Raw genomic sequence first — 18604 nt, forward strand, 5'->3', positions numbered from 1 at the left:
TGAGCACAGATTAGTAATATTGATAAAATAAATCCTTTGAATTGTCCTTCGACAAGCTCAGGATGACAAATGATAAAATTATGGAAAGTAAAAGACAACAGAAGTTTGCAGGATTATTACAGGAAGAACTTGCCGCTATTTTTCAGAGAGAAGGATCTGCTTATTTGCCAAATACGCTAGTTACCATTACAAAAGTGCGTGTTTCGCCAGATTTGGCGGTAGCAAAAGTATATTTGAGTTTTTTAAATACCAATAATACGAGTTTGTCTTTGGCTACTGTTAACTCACACTCGAGCGAAATTAGATATAAGTTAGGTTCTCGCATTCGTCACCAAGCTAGGGTTATACCAACGCTTACTTTTTTTATTGATGATACCAATGAATATGTAGAGCACATGGATAAAATTTTTGAAAAAATAGCAAAAGAACGTACTCAAGAACAAAGAGACGAAGAAGCAAATGAACAATAAATACGTTCGCGAACCTGGTAACTTTATTACGCATGTAATACCTGCTTTATTGGCAATACCAGGTTTGTTTTTGTTGCTGCAAAAAGCGAATACCTATTTGGAATATATGGCCGCGTATATTTACGGAATAGGTATCATTGTTTTATTTGGGGTAAGTGCGGTTTACCATAGCGTACCTAAAACAGATTACGGCATTCGGTTTTGGCAAAAGTTTGACCACTGCTGTATCTACCTTATGATTGCAGGTTCATTTACACCAACAGCACTTCTTATTTTTGATGGTTGGCTAAGATGGTTGTTGTTTGGCTTGGTTTGGTCTATCGCCTTAATTGGCTGTTTGCTTAAAATTTTTAACCGCTTAAAAAATCAGGCAATTTCTACAGGTTTGTATATTGCAATGGGGTGTTTGGTTATTCCGTTTTTACAAAAAATGTTGCAAACCTTGCCGATAGCCGCAATTGTTTGGCTAATTCTAGGCGGTATATTTTACGTTGGTGGCACCTATTATTATGCTAAAGATAAACCAATGAACAGGTTTTTTCACAGTCATGAGCTGTGGCATGTTTTTGTAAATTTTGGAGCTTTAGCACATTTTATTTACAATTACGTTTACGTATTTAATATTTAAGTTTTGTCATTCCGAGCTTGCGAGGAATCTCTAAATTAATTGCCTTAGAGATCCTTTCTACTTCAGGAAAAAAATAGAATAAAAAAATCTATGTTTAATTTACAAAAACTTCAAAATTTCGCGGCAAACGAGATAATCCATAAAATTGTTGATTTTAATCTAACAACAGATCAATTATTATCCTTAGATTTTACAGCCAACAACAAAGAATTAACTCCAGAAATTTTAGCAGATACTGATCTTTTTTCCCTTTGGGTAAGTAACAAACTAGCAAACGCAAATGCCAAGTACGGAATTGGCGGTTACAACGAACACCGAACCATTTATAGCAGAAGCGAACATTTTGATACGTTAGAAGAGCCACGCAGGTTACATTTGGGTACAGATATTTGGGGGCCAGCCGAAACACCCATCTACAATTTTTACGATGCTACTGTACATAGTTTTAAATTTAACGACAACTATGGTGATTACGGAGCAACGATAATTTTAAAATATGAAATTGAAGATTTGAAGTTTTACGCCTTATATGGGCATTTAAGTTTAGCATCGTTATCAGGCTTAGCCGAAGGTCAATTTATCCCAGCGGGGAAACAATTTGCCACCTTTGGCGTTAAAGAAGAAAATGGTTATTGGCCACCGCATTTGCATTTTCAATTGATGTTTGATATGCAAGGTATGAAAGGCGATTATCCCGGTGTTTGTCAGTTTTCTAAACGTGATGTGTTTCTGCAGAATTGTGCAGATCCAGCTTTAATTTTAAAACATACTTTTACATCGGCTTTGCCAAAAAATACGTAAATTTAGTTATGTACAAATTAGCAGCAATAATTCTATCTTTTATCAGCATTTCGGCTTTTGCACAACAGCCAGAAATAAAGGAAGGATTGCCTAATTTTATTAAAAATAATATCATTTATCCGCCTTACTCTAAGCATAATTGCATACAAGGACTAGTTAATGTTGGCTTTAAATTAAATGCCAAAGGCGAAGTTTATTATTCTACAGTTACCTCTGGCGTTGGTACCGATTTAGATAAAGAAGCGTTGAGATTAGTTAGAATGAGCAGTAGACAATGGTCTGTTCCAGATACGCATGATACCGCTTCGCTGTTAATTGTGCCTGTAAATTTTACCTTAACTGGTTACGATTGCGATAGGAAAAGTAAAGCAGATATTGCTTTGGCCATTAAGGCTTATAAGGATGATGAAGAGCTCACCAACGTAATTACCAATTTTTATCAAAATAAAGAGAAAGGAACTTTTAATCCTGCTGATGAATTTAAAGTAAAACAAATTAAAAATCAGTTAGGAATAGATGATGAATATCTTGATGAAAGAGTAAATGCCGGATTAAAAAAACTTAAGCAAGGAGATAAACAAGGAGCTTGTGAAGAGTTTAACTTTGTGAAATACATGGGCTCTGATAAAGCTCAAGACATGCTCGATAAATACTGTAAATAAATGCGCCTACTATTACGTTCTTTCGCTCTTTTAGATGTTCTTTCTTTGGTTTTGTTAGGTATGCAGTTGTGGAACATTACACAACGTTACCAAGAAATTGTTCAGCAATCAGAAAAATTGTCTGCCTTATTAATGTTCCCCATGTTTTTATTGATTTTAGCTGGTGTGATAGGCTTATGGCTAGCTAAAAAATTCGGTTTTATATTGTACTATATTCAATTTCCTTTTAGGCTGTACTTATGGATATTTACTTTGGGATTTATCACTTTACTGCCGGAAGCTTTAGAGAATTTTGAAGATCATTGGTTTAATATTTTACTTAAAGTGTGCATGGTTGGTGAGTTTATTAGGCTTTATTTAACTGTTAAAGCTCATCTAAAAACGAGGGCCCAACAATTACACTAATTGCCTTTGGGATAATTTTTGCTTCAATACTTTTAACCCTGCCATAGTATTCTCCATCTACCTGAAAATGTACCCTGTGTTTGGCATTAATTTTTAGTTTTGAGGTTTGAAAACTTTCAATTTTTTCTGGATTCCAAGGTAATTTAGTAGCCCAAATTTTTAAAATTTCCATTACGGCGTAGTCTTTTACAATGATAACTTCAAAAAGTTCATCGTCTAACTTTCCGTCAGGATTTATTACAAAGCCTGTTCCATATTCTCTTGCATTTGCAATGGCAACCATCGCTGCTTTCTGTTTTACAGTTTTGCCATCAATTGTAAATTCAACATCCATTTTGCGGTGATACCAGAATGCATGCCATGCAGCTTTAGCGTAAGTCCACATTCCACGAGTAGGTAGCTCATCAAATTTTTTAACAATATAAGCGTTAAAACCAATATCCGCTAAGTGTATGCACAGCTCACTATTGATGGAAACAGCGTGAATTTGCTGTGGCTTGCCAGCTATGGTTAATTCCAGAGCTTCATCTAAATCTTCTGGGATGCCTAATTCTTTTGCCATGCCATTTGCAGATCCTGCCGGGATAATACCTATAGGTGTTTCAGTTCCTAACAAACATTCGGCAACTAATTTTAATGTTCCATCGCCGCCCACGGCAATTACTCGATTAGCTTTAGATTTTTCAATAGTCGATTTTATTTTGTCTATTGAACATTTCTTGGGCAGTTCAAAAATTTCTGCTGTTTCGGCTTTTTGAGCAAAGAATTTTTCTATTTCTTGCTTAAAGTTAATTTCCCCTTTACCAGAACTTGGATTGACGATAAAGAGCAATTTTTGAGCTTTAGATTTCACGTTAGTTTTATTTGTAACCCTTTACAAACAACTGATGCTCAAGTCTGTTTTAATTATAATGATTAATCCGACTTCAGTACAAGTATACCATGGCTACGGACATACACATAACTTAGTTGTTTATGGGCATGTGTTTAGTTTTAAGGCCAAAACCAAGCAAAATTTTAGCACAAATTTATTTGTAAATATTGTTCATTTGTTTAAACTTTTTGTGGTAAAGCCGGCAGCAAATACCACTGTGAGGTTATCGTTTTATGATCAGGTTATTTATCAAAAAACAGAATACGATGGTTTTTTTAAATTCGAATGGAAGGCCGATAAAGAAATTGCTGCAGGTTGGCACGATGTAAAAGTAGCTGCTTTAAATGATAACAATGAAGTTGTGGTTGCTGGCGAAGGTAAAATTTACGTACCACACAAAACGCAGTATGCTTTTATTTCTGATATTGATGATACGGTAATGGTTTCTCATTCGGCTAAAATATACCGCAGATTGCGTCAACTTTTTATCAAGAATCCACGTACCAGAAAAACCTTTCCGGCAGTAAAAAATCATTATCAAGCATTAGCAAACGCACATACACAAGCAGATCAGCCAAATCCTTTTTTTTATGTATCTAGCAGCGAATGGAATTTGTACGATTATTTAGTGGAAACTTTTAGATATAAGGAACTTCCAGAAGGTACTTTTTTATTGAACCAATTAAAAAGATGGAAAAGCTTATTTAGAACTGGTAAAACCGGGCATGAAGGGAAATTGATTAGGATTTTGAGAATTTTAGATGCCTTCCCAAATCAGAAGTTTGTTTTTTTTGGAGATAACTCTCAGCAAGATCCTGCCATTTACCAAAAGATTACAGAAAAATACCACAAAAATATTATTGCAGTTTATATCAGAAACGTTAGAAAATCTAAAGTTGAAGAAACAAATGCATTACTAGCCAAAATAGAAGCAAAACAAATTGCTACTTGTTTGTTTAAAGATAGCACGAGTGCGATAGAACACTCCAAAAAAATCGGATTAATTGATTAAATTTAACATCATGAAGAAATTAGTTTTATTATTTATGACCGCAATTGTTTTGCAAGCTTGTTCCGTAAAAACAGGTATTACCAATATTGAAGGTACAAGTTGGGTTTTAACCGAATGGCCTAATGAAACCATGCCCAATACTACGAAGAAAGCAACTTTAGTTTTTGCTGCCGATAATAAAGTAAGTGGCAAATCTTTTTGTAATGGATTTGGAGGAATAGTGGCTATAACCGGAGAAACTATAAAATTTAGCGAGTTAATTGGCACGATGATGTTTTGTGAAGATGTTGGACAAGCAGAAGGAAAGTATAAAGAAGGTTTGAGAAGCACCAATTCATTTAAAATAGTAGATGGCAAGCTTCAGCTATTAAAAGATGGAAAACTATTAATGGTTTTTAGTAAAGGATAGTAGCTTCGTGTCATCCTGAGCGTAGTCGAAGGATCTTTAAGTGAAAAATGCTAACAATATCTCTGTGTAATTATTTGCTAATTAATAGACTTACCAAAAGGAGAAAAAGCCAAGTTCATCAATTTAAAATGTTGTAAACCGAAAGGAATACCCACGATGGTGATACAAAACAACAAGCCAAATAGGAGGTGAGTTAACACAATGGTAATCCCACCGAAAATTAACCAAATGATATTCATGATGGTTGATAAGCAACCAATATTTGATGAAGTGTCTGTGATTTTAACGCCAAATGGAGCCAAACCAACAATGGCAAATTTAAAGCATTGTATGCCGAATGGAATACCTACAATGGTTAAGCACAAAACCAAACCGCCAAAAATATACTGGAAGAAAATAAATATCCCGCCGAAAATGATCCAAATGATATTGCCTAAAAAACTCATGTTTTTAAGAGTTGCTAATTACTTAATTGTTACATAAAAATTTTATTTTAAGGCTTCGTTCATACAGGTATTTGTGTAATTTGGTATACACACAAAAAACCTAAAAAAATTAATTATTTTTTCGGCTATTGCCGCATGCCTTGCTTTTTCTGAAGTTAAGGCTCAAACTGTAAATGGAGTTAGATTAAGTGAAATCCGTGCTGAGTACATCGAAATTTCCGAATTTAGGCGTTACCTAGGGGAGAAAATTTTCATCAGTTTAGAGTATGGACAAAAAGTTGAATTTCCTAGAACAGATGCAGTAATTAAAGATGATGATGGAAAAGATTTAGAGTTTAATTCTTTAATAGATTGTGTAAACAAGCTTAGGAATTATGGTTACGAACTTTTTGAAGCTTATACCCTAAAGTATGATGAAGGCAATCCAGTAAAATATTTTATCTTAAAAAAGAAGTAAACCAAGGAGGTTGTATCAGAATTGATTTTAAAGATTGCTTGGCAGAATAATATTTTTTGCGGTCGTCATTCCCGTGAAAACGGGAATCGTAATGCAATAAGAGGTTAATTCAGATCTCCCATTAAACGCATTACGATGCCCAGTCAAGCTGAGCATGACGAAACTGCCAATTTTAATTCTTTTTAAATTTTGTAGTTTTTAATTCTGATACAACCCTTATACTTGCGTCATGATTTTTAGGTTACTTGATGATGAAATCATTTTTCCGGATACCGCTTTGGCAGAGCCTGATGGTTTGTTGGCTATTGGCGGCGATTTAAGTAAAGAGCGTTTAACCTTGGCCTACCAAAGCGGCATTTTCCCTTGGTTTAGCGAAGGTGATCCGATACTTTGGTTTGCTCCGCATGAGCGTTGCGTAATCTTTCCAGCTCAGCTTAAAATAAGCAAGAGTATGCAAAAGGTTTTAAACGCTAATACCTTTCAAGTAACCGTAAATAAAGCTTTTGATAAAGTAATTGAAAATTGCGCTAAAACACCACGCATTGGTCAGAATGGTACTTGGATTACCGATGATATGCAAAAAGCCTATTTAAAAATGCATCAAAATGGTTTAGCCCACAGCGTGGAAGTTTGGCAACACAATAAACTTGTTGGTGGTTTGTATGGCATTAAAATAGGAGAAGTTTTTTGCGGAGAAAGCATGTTTAGCCATGTTAGCAATGCCTCTAAAACTGCGTTGATTCACCTAGCCAAAAACATGGGTTTTAAATTGATCGATTGCCAATTACCAAATGATCATTTAATGAGTTTAGGTGCGGTAATGATTAGCAGGGAAGAATATTTGGAGATGTTGAACCCACTAAATCCCTCAGATGCAAGATAGGGATAGCTTTGAAATGGAATTGCTTTACTTTGAGCATAGTCTCAAATCTCAAATCTCACTTCTTACATCTAATTCAACAACTCCCTAATATCATCTTTACTTAACGACTTAAAGAAACTTTCTTCGGTAGTAATTAATGAGTTGGCCAATGATTTCTTACGTCTTTGCAGTGCTAATATTTTTTCCTCAACAGTATCCTTTGAGATGAATTTATAAATAAAAACTTTCTTATCCTGGCCAATTCTATGGGTTCTGTCAATAGCTTGTTGCTCAACCGCTGGGTTCCACCATGGGTCTAAAATAAACACATAATCTGCTTGGGTTAAGTTTAAACCAACGCCACCAGCTTTAATGGAGATTAAAAAAACTTTTAAGTCTTTGTTTTCCTGAAATTCTGCTACAATTTCTCCACGGTTTTTAGTTCCTCCATCTAAATAAGCATATGGAATACCTTGTTTTTCAAAGCAATCTTTAAAAATGGACAAGTGTTTTACAAATTGAGAAAAGATCAACACTTTATGTCCGCCTTTTAAAACACTATCTAAGGTGTGCATTACATTTTCAAATTTACCAGAGTCAGAGCTGTAATCTTCATCCACCATCACAGGGTGATTTGCCAATTGCCTTAGAGCCGTTAAACCCTGTAGTAATTGAACCTGCTTTTTCGCTAATCCACCGTTTTCCATCTCTTTCATTAAATCGTTTCGGTAAGCCGATTTAACTTTTTCGTACTCTGCAGCTTGATCTTCACTCATGTCGCAATAGTAAATCTGCTCGGTTTTCGGAGGCAGCTCAGCCGCAACTTGCTCTTTTGTTCTACGCAAAACAAAAGGTTTAATAATGGCTTGGAGCTTTTTAGCTTTTTCTTCGTCTTTTCGCTTCTCTATTGCTTGTACATATTCATCATTAAAAAATGACTGTGTACCCAATAAACCTGGATTTAAGAAGGTTAATTGCGTCCATAAATCGCCTACAGAGTTTTCTACAGGCGTACCGCTCAAAACCAATTTATGGCGAGATTTAAGCATTCTTACTGCTTTAAAAGATTTTGATGAAGGATTTTTAATATTCTGACTTTCGTCTAAAATGATATAGTTAAAATAAAATTTATTAATAATTTCTGCATCAACTCTGGTAACACCATAAGTGGTAATCACTAAGTCGTATTTATCAAAAAGGCTGATGTCTTTGTTTCTAAAAGTACCTGTATGAGAATGAATTTTAAGTTTAGGCGTAAATTTTTTAGCCTCATTTAGCCAGTTGTAAATTAAAGAAGTAGGCATAATAATCAGCGATGTGCTGTGCGTATCGTTTTGCTCATCTTCTTCCTTTAACTTTTGCAGCATAGCCAAAGTTTGTATGGTTTTACCCAAGCCCATATCATCAGCCAAACAACCACCAAAATTATACTCACGTAAAAAGCTAAACCAATTGTAACCTGCTTTTTGGTAATGGCGTAAATCTCCTTTAAAATTTACAGGCATTGCGGTATCTGCAATATCTTCAAAATCGTTTAATCGTTGTAGTTTTCTATCTAAGGTTACGTTGGCTAAACTATCTTCAGCCAAATCATTTATTAAACCAATATGATGTTTTTTAAGTTTCAGGTTTTTAGTGCCATCAGCTAAACTAAATATGCTGCTGTATTGCGTAAACCATTTTTCAGGTATAATCGCAATATCGCCATCTGGCAAAACAAATTCTCTCTTTTTATGAAGGATGTGTTGTTTTAAAGCGATAAAAGGAATAGGATGTATGCCAAAGTAAACAATCGCATTTATATCAAACCAATCATTATCTTCCTTAATTTCAAAATCAATTTTATTGGCACCAAAAACAAAACGTTTATTACTTGTAGCCTGCTCAATTTCAAATCCTTTCTCTTGCAAAACCTCTATATGCTCATTTACCCAATTGATAACTGCATAGGATGGATTGTCATTTTCGCTTAAATTAGGTAATTCTAAATGATGAAAAATAGCCGAAATTTTCTTTAAACCTAAGCTTTGCAAAAAGTTAAATTTCTCTTTTTCCCAATCGCTATTTCTTTTAATGCGGGTAAAAGTGTAGTTGTCTTCATCTTTACTTAAACGAACAGTAACCTTGCTTTCATTGCCCATCGCAAAAGCATATTGTCCATATTTAAAATACAGCTGAATTTGAGAAATTCCACCATCAACATAAATCACTTTTATTACAGGTGTTGCTTCATGTTTCTCAGTTTTAATTTCAAAACCCTCTGCATATACATGGTGCTTTTCAATTAGCGGAGCTACAAATTTTTCGAAATAAGTTTCTTCAGTTGCTTTTGGTATGGCAATATATCGTTTATTTAAAAACGGAATGAATTTTTTTCCTTCAACCCCTTTTTCGAAGAAATAAAGTACATCGTTCAACAATAACCAAGCAGGCTGATTACAAACAACCTGAGCATCTTTAAACATAAAATCGATGCGTAAACCTTCATATTTTATAGTTGGAAAATACCTGGTTTCAACCTCGTTTCTTCTAAAATGGAATAGCACAGTTGCAGGTTCGGTAGCTAATTCTAGTTTTCGTTCTGCCGGCCAACCATCTTTATCCATTAAATATAAGCCATCTTTGTCCTTCAAAATTTCTAAAACCTCCGTCAGTTTTTTTTCAATTTTAGGGCGAACGTTTTCGTAAAATTTCTCATCAAAAAATTTGCTGAAAAACTCAAAAGGTCTGATGGCTTTTTTATGGTATTTTTTAATGATGTAATCTTGCTCCATCTCATCTAATATTTTGATGAGCTTAAAATCAACTTCTGTTAAATGTTTGCTGAATTCTTTAGCGGTATGTGTAAATAGGCGTTGATAAGTTAAAGAGAAATCGCCCTGCGGATTTAATTGAACAATGTGAGGTTCAATTAAATAGCCAAAAAACTCATGTTTGCACAAAGAGTATACAATTTTGCAAGGGGATGAACTGTTTACGCGTAACATTGGTTATGGGCTAAAAGAAAGAAAAGGTAAGCATCTAAAAATTTCTAAACTTACAGTATTTTGTTGAGTGTTCAAACACCTAAAGAATGTTTATGAAAATTTTGTTTGTTCAATGGTTCATTAACTAATTGGTTGATTGCTATTTTCCAAATAGTAGCTTTTGTTTTTTGTGGTTCAAAAAGCTAAATTTATTTATCAGAAAAGCAATGTAATTCGTTATAAACAAAGGTAATCTGGCTTTCCGTTAAATCTTTTTCGTGAAAAACTCAAAAGGATATCACTTCAATCCAGTTTATAGAAAAAGTGTTGTGCTGCTATTTAGGGTTGCTTGCGTAAAGTAAGACCGCCATTCTCCCACCTTCGTTTATAAGCCTGATAGTAGCGAACACGTAATGAAATGGAGTTAAGCGGATAGCAGGACAGGTTTTGCCAAGGATTACTCCTCCATTCACTTTCAAATGTTAATCTTTCTAATAAAAGCAATGATACAAATAATACAAATGAACCAATGAACCATTGAACCAATTTCTTCACCCAGTTCGTCGAATAATTACAGCCGTTGGTCGTGAGTTACTTACACGTGGTCTAAAACAGCCAAATCTGATGCAACTTTTTTAATGTGATGCAGTCTTATATACGAAACCTGCCAGCAAGGTGCTTGCAGAAAAACAAAATATAAATAACAGATTAACAATCACATAAAATATTAAAGTCATGAAAACTTCTATTAAAAATTTATTCGCAGCAGCATTATCAGTATTGGTTTTAAGTAGTTCAGCATTCGCATCTACAGATGTAAAATCTAATCAAGTTACCGTGTTAAATCAAGTAAAAAACATTAGCAAAATTGAAGTAAAAGGTAATGTTGAATTGATCTTAGTTCAAGCGCCAGTAGAGAGTGTTAAAGTGTACGATAGTTACTATGCTAAAAATGCATTGGTACAACAACAAGACGGTGTTTTACGCATTAGCTCTTTTCAGAAAGAAACTTTAACTGTTGCAGTTTATGTACGTAATCTTTCTATAATTGAAGCAGCAGATAATGTAACTATATCAACTTTAGGAAAAGTAAATTTCTTAAGTTTAAATGTGGTCTTAACCGGCAAAGCAAAAGCTGATCTTAATGCGTCAACAGTTAGCCTAACTACCGTTGTAAAAGATGATGCCATTTTAAATTTAAGCGGTTATACAACAGATTTATACGCCAGCATGGGTGCTAAAGCAAACTTAAATTTAACCCAATTTAAAGCAGATTGCTCTAACGTAAATAGTATTGCACCAGTTTATGCAAAAGCTATGCCTGCTAAAAAAATAACATTAGAAAGTATTGGTTATGCTGAAGATTTAGCGAAGTAAGTAGAAAGACCAAAGGTGAAAGACAGAAAGCAGAAAAGATAACCTGAAGCAAAAAATTATAACTCTATCATATATCCAAAACAGAGAGCGCCGAAATTAATTTCGGCGCTCTCTGTTTGCTTCATCTAGTTTTGTCATGCTCAGCTTCCCGAGATAAACTCGGGACAAGTGACTGGGTATCGTAATGCATTAACTAGACTAAAATTATATTTATTTTATCGCATTACGATTCCCGTTTTCATGGGAATGACGATAACTCAAAATCACGTTACAAATCAAACTTGATCCCTTGCGCTAACGGCAAAGTATTTGCATAATTAATCGTATTCGTTTGTCTACGCATGTAAACTTTCCAAGCATCAGAACCACTTTCTCTGCCGCCACCAGTTTCCTTTTCGCCACCAAATGCACCACCAATTTCTGCTCCAGATGTGCCTATGTTTACATTAGCAATACCGCAATCAGAACCTTGGGCAGATAAAAACTGCTCTGCCTCTCTCAAATTTAAAGTCATAATTGCTGATGACAAACCTTGAGGAACACCGTTTTGCAAGGCAATTGCTTCATCTAGTTCGTTATATTTAATCAAGTATAAAATCGGTGCAAAAGTTTCATGCTGTACAATTTTATAATCGTTTTTAACTTCTGCAATGCAAGGTTTAACATAGCAACCAGATGAATATTCATCGCCAGTTAAAACACCGCCTTCAACAATAAATTTTCCACCTTCGGCTTTGCATTTTTCTATCGAATCTAAATAATTAGCAACAGCATCTTTATCAATCAAAGGCCCAACATGGTTGTTTTGATCTAAAGGATCGCCAATTCTTAACTGTCCGTAAGCTTTAACCAATTTAGCCACAAAGTTATCGTACACACTTTCGTGGATAATTAATCTTCTTGTGGTGGTACAGCGTTGACCAGCAGTACCCACAGCGCCAAAAACAGCACCTATAATAGACATGTCTAAATCGGCATCTTTTGAAATGATAATGGCATTGTTACCACCTAATTCTAACAAGCTTTTGCCTAAACGAGCACCAACAGCAGCACTAACAGCTTTACCCATTCTTGTTGATCCAGTAGCCGAAATTAATGGCACACGGGTATCATTACTCATCAATTCGCCAATTACCCTATCGCCTATAATTAAATTACAAACACCTTCTGGTACTTCGTTGGCTTTTAAAACTTTTTCAATAATATGTTGACAGGCAATTGCTGTTAAAGGTGTTTTTTCTGACGGTTTCCAGATGCAAACATTACCACAAACCCAGGCTAAAGCTGTATTCCATGCCCAAACTGCAACAGGAAAATTAAAAGCAGAGATAATTCCCACTATTCCTATCGGATGCCATTGCTCGTACATTCTATGGTTTGGCCTTTCGCTGTGCATGGTTAAGCCGTAAAGCTGACGGGATAAGCCTACTGCAAAGTCGCAGATATCAATCATCTCTTGCACTTCGCCAAAACCTTCTTGTAAGCTTTTACCCATTTCGTATGAAACCAAAGTTCCTAATGCTTCTTTATTTTCACGTAAAGCTTCACCAAACTGACGAACCATTTCGCCGCGTTTTGGAGCAGGAATTTTGCGCCACTCTAAAAAAGCATTTTGGGCAGTTGATACTACTATATCATAATCGTTTTTAGAAGCTAAGTGTACAGATGCAATCTTTTTACCATCTACTGGAGAGTTGCTTTCGATGATTGTTTCACTATTGGTTTTGCCCCAATTACTGCCTGTGCTATATGCCTGATTAATGTCTTGAATGCCTAACTGCTCTAAAACAGCATTGATATTTGTTTTCATACGATGATTTTATGATTTAAATCGGTTCATACAAAACAACAAAAAATTAAGGAGTAAAGCCAATTATATAATTAGTCTTTGATGGATATGTATTTTACGATTTGCAATTATCTTTCCTTCTAGTATCAATTAAATAAATAATTTTCCAACCATCATCACCCTTAAAAAGTTGGAAAGAATTAACACCACAATGGCTAAACTTGTCGCCGATGTAAAACTTATAATCTGTCCAAACGCTAGCTAAATTATCATCAATTAATATTTTGGTAAATACAATTCGTTCGTCGTATTTTTCGCTATGCGGCGTGCCAACACTTTTAATAAAATTAGCTAAACTTTCTGTTCTTACCACAGCTTTACCATCTTTAGTTTTTACAATAGTTTGCATGGTATTGTTTGCTGCAAAAGCCTTTTTCAACATGGCGGTATCGGCGGTTCTCATGCCATCAAATAATAAATTTATGGTGGCTTTAACTGCTGCATCCTCATTTGGGTTTTGCGCAAAAACGACAGTTGTTGTTAGTGTGATGATGATAAAAAATATATACAACCGTTTCATGACTTGAATTTTACTGATTTATAGCTAAATATATGCTATTTTTGCAAACAATAAAAAGAACAACATCTCTGCAGACGAACAAGCCTATTTGGCATTCTCATTTAACATACCTAAAACTTTTACTAGTAGTTAATTATCCCATTGAGATGTGTGTATGTTGAAAATTATTTTCGTTAGTCGGGTTTTAATTAGTTAAAATTATAATGATTTTAAAATAATGAGGATGTTCTTTAAATTTTTTAGTACATGGAAGAAGAATTTGAATTTGATTTTAATAATGATGCACAGAATAGTGTAGAGCGTTACGAAGAGATGATCCGCAATCAGGATCAGTATTTTTTTGATGCACAAGCTTTCGAGTACATCATTGACAATTACATAGAAAAGAACGATCCTGTTAAAGCACTACAAGTTGTAGAGTATGCTTTAAATCAACATCCTTACGCTGCGGTTTTTTTAATTAAACAGGCGCAACTTTTATTATTTACCAATCAGGTAGATCAAGCTTTTTTGGCCTTAGAAAAAGCCGAAATGTTAGAAGCCTCTGAAGCTGATATTTATGTTTTGCGTGGTAATATTTACCAAAACTTAGATCGCCATGCAGAAGCCTTAGAAAATTTTGAGAAAGCATTAGGCTTGGCAGAAACAACAGATGAAATTTTGCTACAAATGGCTTATGTGTATCAAAATATGCATGATTATGAAAAAGCGATTGTTTATATCAAGCGAAGCTTAGAACAAAATATGGAAAACAAAGACGGTTTGTACGAACTTGCTTTTTGTTATGACATTTTAGATAAACAGGAAGAAAGCATTAAGTTTTATCAAGAATATATAGATAATGATCCGTATTCTTATGCGGCTTGGTACAATTTGGCCAATTCTTTTCATAAACTAGATTTATTCGAAAAAGCAATTGATGCTTACGATTACGCCATCTTGATTAAAGAAAATTTTGCTTCAGCATATTACAATAAAGGAAATGCTTTGGTGCAATTGGATAAATACCAAGAGGCTATAGATGTTTACAAACAAACTTTTGAGTACGAACCACCAAATGCAGATACCTATTGTGCTATTGGCGAGTGTTACGAGAAGTTAGAAAAGATGGATGAAGCCCGTTCTTACTATAAAAAATCGGTAAAAATGGACCCAAAAATGGCTGATGCATGGTTTGGCATTGGTGTAACTTTAAATCACGAGGAGCGTTTTTTCGAATCGTTACATTTTTATAAAAAGGCTTTAGAATTGGATGAAGAAAATCCAGATTTTTGGTTTGCTATGGCAGATGCCTATTATAAACTCGGACAAATTGAAGAATCGGTTGAGGCATATTATAAGGTTTTAGAATACAATCCGCTAGATATTGAAGCTTGGTTAGATTTTTCTACCGTTTTATACGAGCAGGGTAAATTGCTAGAAGCTTCAGAAACTATGGCTGATGCGATTAAAAATAACCCTGATGCCGCAGAATTGTATTACCGAATGGTAGCTTATTTGTTTGCTTTAGGCCAATCTAATGACGCATTAGCCTATTTAGAAACCGCTTTGGTTACAGATCCTGATAAGCATTATATCTTATTTGAATATTTGCCTCAATTACAAGATAATGGATTAATTATTAATGTAATTAATAAGTATATTAAATAGTAAAAAAGAGCGTTTAAAACTAAAATTTAAAAATAGCAGAGTTTTTATAACCTTTGCACCAAAATAGCTAAGCGCCAATTAATCTGTTATAGATTGAATTTGGTATCCATTTAAGAAATGGACAACATTAATAAAAACAAATGAATTATAAATTAAATGACATTCCAGAACGCTCAGTAAAACCAAGAGAAAAAGGTTTAACTATGGTGATGGACAAAGGATTAAGTCTGAGACAAGTTGAAGATTTTATAGAGGTTGCCGGTGTGCATACAGATATCGTTAAGTTGGGTTGGGCTACCTCTTTTGTAACCCCAAACTTAAAAGAAAAATTAGCGATTTACCGCAGTGCAGGCATTCCAACATACTTTGGCGGAACATTATTTGAGGCATTTGCAATTAGAAATCAGTTTGATGATTATCGTAGAGTTTTAGAAGAGTTTGGTATGGAGTATGCCGAAATTTCTGATGGATCTATGGATATTGAGCACGATGAAAAATGCGAATTCATTAGAAAACTTTCTACTCAGGTTACTGTAATTTCTGAAGTAGGATCAAAAGATGCGGCTAAAATATTTGCTCCTTATAAATGGATTGCTTTGATGAAAGCTGAAATTGAAGCTGGTTCTTGGAAAGTTATTGCCGAAGCTCGTGAGGGCGGAAACGTGGGGATTTATCGTGGTACTGGTGAGGTTAGAGAAGGTTTGGTTGATGAAATTTTAACGCAAATACCAGAAGAAACCATTATTTGGGAAGCGCCGCAAAAAGAGCAACAGGTTTGGTTTATCAAACTTATTGGTACCAATGTTAATTTAGGTAACATCGCACCTGCAGAAGTTATTCCTTTAGAAACTATTCGTTTAGGTTTAAGAGGCGATACCTTTGATTATTTTTTAAATAAAGGGAAGTAAAATATAGTAAATCGTAATTTCTGTCTGAGAATTTAATAGGCTTACTTCTAAAATCATAAATATCATCCTGGGCACAGTCGAAGGAATTTGTGTTAGATTAAGCAAATAAATTAGTCTTCGACTACGCTCAGACTGACATCAAACTAAAATAATTGCCGTCGACATTAGTTGGCGGTTTTTTTATAAAATATGAGAACATTCGGGTTAATAGGTTTCCCTTTATCACATTCATTTTCTAAGAAATATTTTTCTGAGAAATTTGAAAACGAAGAAATAGCTGATTGTAAATATGAATTGTATCCAGTTGTTCATGCCGATGAAATTAAAGAACTGATTGCTAACAATTCATCACTTTGTGGTTTAAATGTAACTATACCACATAAAGTAAATGTAATGCCGTTTATAGATGAGGTAGATGATGCAGCAGCAAAAATTGGGGCTGTAAATTGCATAATTATTAACCAGAGTGGAGAAAAACCATATTTAAGAGGATACAATACCGATGCTTACGGTTTTGCTGAATCGTTAAAACCGATGTTAGAAAAGCACCACAAAAAAGCATTGATTTTTGGTGATGGTGGTGCTGCCAAAGCAATTAAATATGTTTTAACCCAATTAGGTATTTCTTTTCTTTCTGTAGTTAGAAATCCGGCACCAAATGCCATTTTATATTCTGCTGTAACTCCAGCAATTTTAAGTGAGTATACGGTGTTAATTAATACCACACCATTGGGCATGTTGCCAAATTTAGATTCATATCCTGTTATTCCTTACCAATTTGTAACTGATCAGCATTTGGCTTATGATTTAGTTTACAATCCTGAAGAAACTGTTTTTTTATCAAAAGTTAAAGCGCAGGGCGGAAAAATTAAAAATGGTTTAGAGATGTTATATTTACAAGCCGAACGCTCTTGGGAGATTTGGAATAGCTAGTAAGTTGCGTCATTCCCACGCATGTGGGAATTTTAAAGCTATAGCATTACGATACCCAATCAAGTTGGGTATGACGACCATGAAACAGATGCTCTTAATATGTAGTATAAATGAGAAAAGTCATAATAATTCTTTTTGCTTTAACGTTTCTCGCCTGCTCTGGCGAAAGCACAAGTACACCCAAACCAAATGGATATTTTAGGATTAAGTTTCCTGAAAAAAAGTATCAAACTTATAACGTTAACTGTCCTTTTACTTTCGATTATCCAACATATGCAAAAATGGTGGTTGATACCGATAAAAATGCTCAACCTTGCTGGAACAATTTAAATTTTCCTCAATTTAACGGACAATTGCATTTGACATATCATGGTGTTTTTTCTGCAGAAGGATATAGCAAAATGACCGAACTAGCTAGAGAGTTGGCAATGAAACATACTGTTAAAGCAAGTGCAATTGATCAAAAATTTATCAATTATCCCGATAGGAAAGTTTATGGCGTTTATTATTCTATAGAAGGAAATACAGCATCTTCAGTACAGTTTTTTTTAACGGATAGCGTTAAACATTATTTTAGAGGAGCTTTGTATTTTAACGAACGCCCACAATATGACTCGATCCAGCCGGTTGTTAAATTCATTAAACAAGATATCGACAAATTAATAGAAACCTTTAGGTGGAAAAATTAGTTTTCATTGTAAAAAATAGACTTCGACATGATTAATTTAAAGAAATTTACCTTCAATCCTTACCAAGAAAACACTTATGTTTTATTTGATGAAACTGGGGATTGTGTAATTATTGATCCAGGTATGTATGATGGTTCAGAGCAAAACCAATTGGTAAATTTTGTTAAAGCAACCAACTTAAAACCTGTTTTACTGCTTAACACCCATTGCCACATCGATCATGTTTTGGGTAATAAATTTGTTTTCGATCAATGGGGTTTAAAGCCACAATTTCATAAGGGTGAGTTGCCTGTATTACAATCTGTAGCGAGTTACGCACCTCAAATGGGGATGCGCTACGAACTTTCGCCAGAGCCCGAGGTTTTTTTAGAAGAAACAGATATAATTAGTTTTGGGGAAAGCGAGCTAGAATTAATTTTTGCTCCAGGTCATTCGCCAGCACATTTATGTTTTTATGCTAAAAATGAGAACTTTTTAATTGGTGGAGATGTGCTATTTTACCGAAGCATTGGCCGTACCGATTTGCCTGGAGGTAATCATCAGCAACTAATTGATAGCATTAAAAATAACGTTTTTAAATTACCAGATGATTGTGAAGTTTTTCCTGGTCATGGCCCATCAACAAGCATGGGTTTTGAGAAAATGAATAACCCATTTTTGGTGTAAAGCTTTAATTCTCTACCTTT

General features: G+C 34.5%; 19 protein-coding genes. 14 read left to right on the top strand and 5 right to left on the bottom strand.

Going from position 1 to position 18604, the window contains the following annotated elements; genetic code table 11:
• Positions 1–80 precede the first annotated feature (80 nt).
• From rbfA to AC07XU_RS06060, 5 genes are all read left to right on the top strand, one after another.
• Positions 81–470 carry a 30S ribosome-binding factor RbfA gene (rbfA, locus tag AC07XU_RS06040; RefSeq protein ID WP_494942717.1) on the top strand — a complete coding sequence of 130 codons (390 nt, stop codon included), beginning with the start codon at positions 81–83 and terminating at the stop codon, positions 468–470.
• Entirely contained in the window at positions 460–1098 is a 639-nt protein-coding gene (gene trhA, locus AC07XU_RS06045) for a PAQR family membrane homeostasis protein TrhA (protein ID WP_494942718.1), read from the top strand. Before rbfA ends, trhA begins: the two co-directional genes overlap by 11 nt.
• Positions 1099–1188: 90 nt before the next feature.
• The gene (locus AC07XU_RS06050; protein ID WP_494942719.1) at positions 1189–1899 is read left to right on the top strand and encodes a peptidoglycan DD-metalloendopeptidase family protein; all 711 of its coding nucleotides are present in this window, start codon (positions 1189–1191) and stop codon (positions 1897–1899) included.
• Positions 1900–1907: 8 nt separating this feature from the next.
• A complete protein-coding gene (locus AC07XU_RS06055; RefSeq protein ID WP_494942720.1) occupies positions 1908–2561 on the top strand; it encodes an energy transducer TonB in 654 nt (217 codons plus the stop codon).
• Positions 2562–2966 carry a hypothetical protein gene (locus AC07XU_RS06060; RefSeq protein WP_494942721.1) on the top strand — a complete coding sequence of 135 codons (405 nt, stop codon included), beginning with the start codon at positions 2562–2564 and terminating at the stop codon, positions 2964–2966.
• Here the strand turns inward: AC07XU_RS06060 and AC07XU_RS06065 are convergent.
• Positions 2926–3819, bottom strand: coding sequence for a diacylglycerol/lipid kinase family protein (locus AC07XU_RS06065; protein ID WP_494942722.1), 894 nt, complete (start codon positions 3817–3819; stop codon positions 2926–2928). The genes AC07XU_RS06060 and AC07XU_RS06065 overlap by 41 nt on opposite strands.
• 58 nt (positions 3820–3877) lie before the next feature.
• Here AC07XU_RS06065 and AC07XU_RS06070 point away from each other — a divergent pair, with 58 nt between their 5' ends.
• Positions 3878–4852, top strand: a complete 975-nt coding sequence (locus AC07XU_RS06070; RefSeq protein ID WP_494942723.1) for an App1 family protein phosphatidate phosphatase — start codon at positions 3878–3880, stop codon at positions 4850–4852.
• Positions 4853–4862: 10 nt separating this feature from the next.
• A complete protein-coding gene (locus AC07XU_RS06075; protein ID WP_494942724.1) occupies positions 4863–5261 on the top strand; it encodes an META domain-containing protein in 399 nt (132 codons plus the stop codon).
• 77 nt (positions 5262–5338) lie between these two features.
• Here AC07XU_RS06075 and AC07XU_RS06080 read toward each other — a convergent pair whose 3' ends face one another.
• Entirely contained in the window at positions 5339–5707 is a 369-nt protein-coding gene (locus AC07XU_RS06080) for a YccF domain-containing protein (protein WP_494942725.1), read from the bottom strand.
• 686 nt (positions 5708–6393) lie between these two features.
• On the opposite strand from AC07XU_RS06080, the gene aat reads away from it, so the two are divergent.
• Positions 6394–7047, top strand: coding sequence for a leucyl/phenylalanyl-tRNA--protein transferase (gene aat, locus AC07XU_RS06085; RefSeq protein WP_494942726.1), 654 nt, complete (start codon positions 6394–6396; stop codon positions 7045–7047).
• A gap of 68 nt (positions 7048–7115) precedes the next feature.
• Here aat and AC07XU_RS06090 read toward each other — a convergent pair whose 3' ends face one another.
• Positions 7116–10013, bottom strand: coding sequence for a DEAD/DEAH box helicase (locus tag AC07XU_RS06090; RefSeq protein ID WP_494942727.1), 2898 nt, complete (start codon positions 10011–10013; stop codon positions 7116–7118).
• Between the two features lie 714 nt (positions 10014–10727).
• Between AC07XU_RS06090 and AC07XU_RS06095 the strand changes: the two genes are divergently transcribed.
• The gene (locus AC07XU_RS06095) at positions 10728–11369 is read left to right on the top strand and encodes a GIN domain-containing protein (protein WP_494942728.1); all 642 of its coding nucleotides are present in this window, start codon (positions 10728–10730) and stop codon (positions 11367–11369) included.
• A gap of 268 nt (positions 11370–11637) precedes the next feature.
• Here AC07XU_RS06095 and amaB read toward each other — a convergent pair whose 3' ends face one another.
• Both amaB and AC07XU_RS06105 read right to left on the bottom strand, forming a co-directional pair.
• A complete protein-coding gene (gene amaB, locus AC07XU_RS06100; RefSeq protein WP_494942729.1) occupies positions 11638–13179 on the bottom strand; it encodes an L-piperidine-6-carboxylate dehydrogenase in 1542 nt (513 codons plus the stop codon).
• Positions 13180–13273: 94 nt separating this feature from the next.
• Positions 13274–13738, bottom strand: coding sequence for a nuclear transport factor 2 family protein (locus AC07XU_RS06105; RefSeq protein WP_494942730.1), 465 nt, complete (start codon positions 13736–13738; stop codon positions 13274–13276).
• A gap of 246 nt (positions 13739–13984) precedes the next feature.
• On the opposite strand from AC07XU_RS06105, the gene AC07XU_RS06110 reads away from it, so the two are divergent.
• The 5 genes from AC07XU_RS06110 to AC07XU_RS06130 all read left to right on the top strand — a co-directional run bounded on the left by AC07XU_RS06110 (position 13985) and on the right by AC07XU_RS06130 (position 18584).
• Complete coding sequence (locus AC07XU_RS06110; RefSeq protein ID WP_494942731.1) at positions 13985–15388, top strand: tetratricopeptide repeat protein; 1404 nt, start codon at positions 13985–13987, stop codon at positions 15386–15388.
• Positions 15389–15528: 140 nt separating this feature from the next.
• Positions 15529–16296, top strand: coding sequence for a phosphosulfolactate synthase (locus AC07XU_RS06115; RefSeq protein ID WP_494942732.1), 768 nt, complete (start codon positions 15529–15531; stop codon positions 16294–16296).
• A 189-nt stretch (positions 16297–16485) separates the two neighbouring features.
• Entirely contained in the window at positions 16486–17229 is a 744-nt protein-coding gene (locus AC07XU_RS06120; protein WP_494942733.1) for a shikimate dehydrogenase family protein, read from the top strand.
• A 110-nt stretch (positions 17230–17339) separates the two neighbouring features.
• Positions 17340–17918, top strand: a complete 579-nt coding sequence (gene gldD, locus AC07XU_RS06125) for a gliding motility lipoprotein GldD (RefSeq protein ID WP_494942734.1) — start codon at positions 17340–17342, stop codon at positions 17916–17918.
• A 27-nt stretch (positions 17919–17945) separates the two neighbouring features.
• On the top strand, positions 17946–18584 hold the full coding sequence (locus tag AC07XU_RS06130) for an MBL fold metallo-hydrolase (RefSeq protein WP_494942735.1): 639 nt from the start codon (positions 17946–17948) through the stop codon (positions 18582–18584).
• The last annotated feature ends 20 nt before the right edge of the window (positions 18585–18604 follow it).

The organism is Pedobacter sp. GW456-11-11-14-TSB4, from assembly GCF_059424425.1.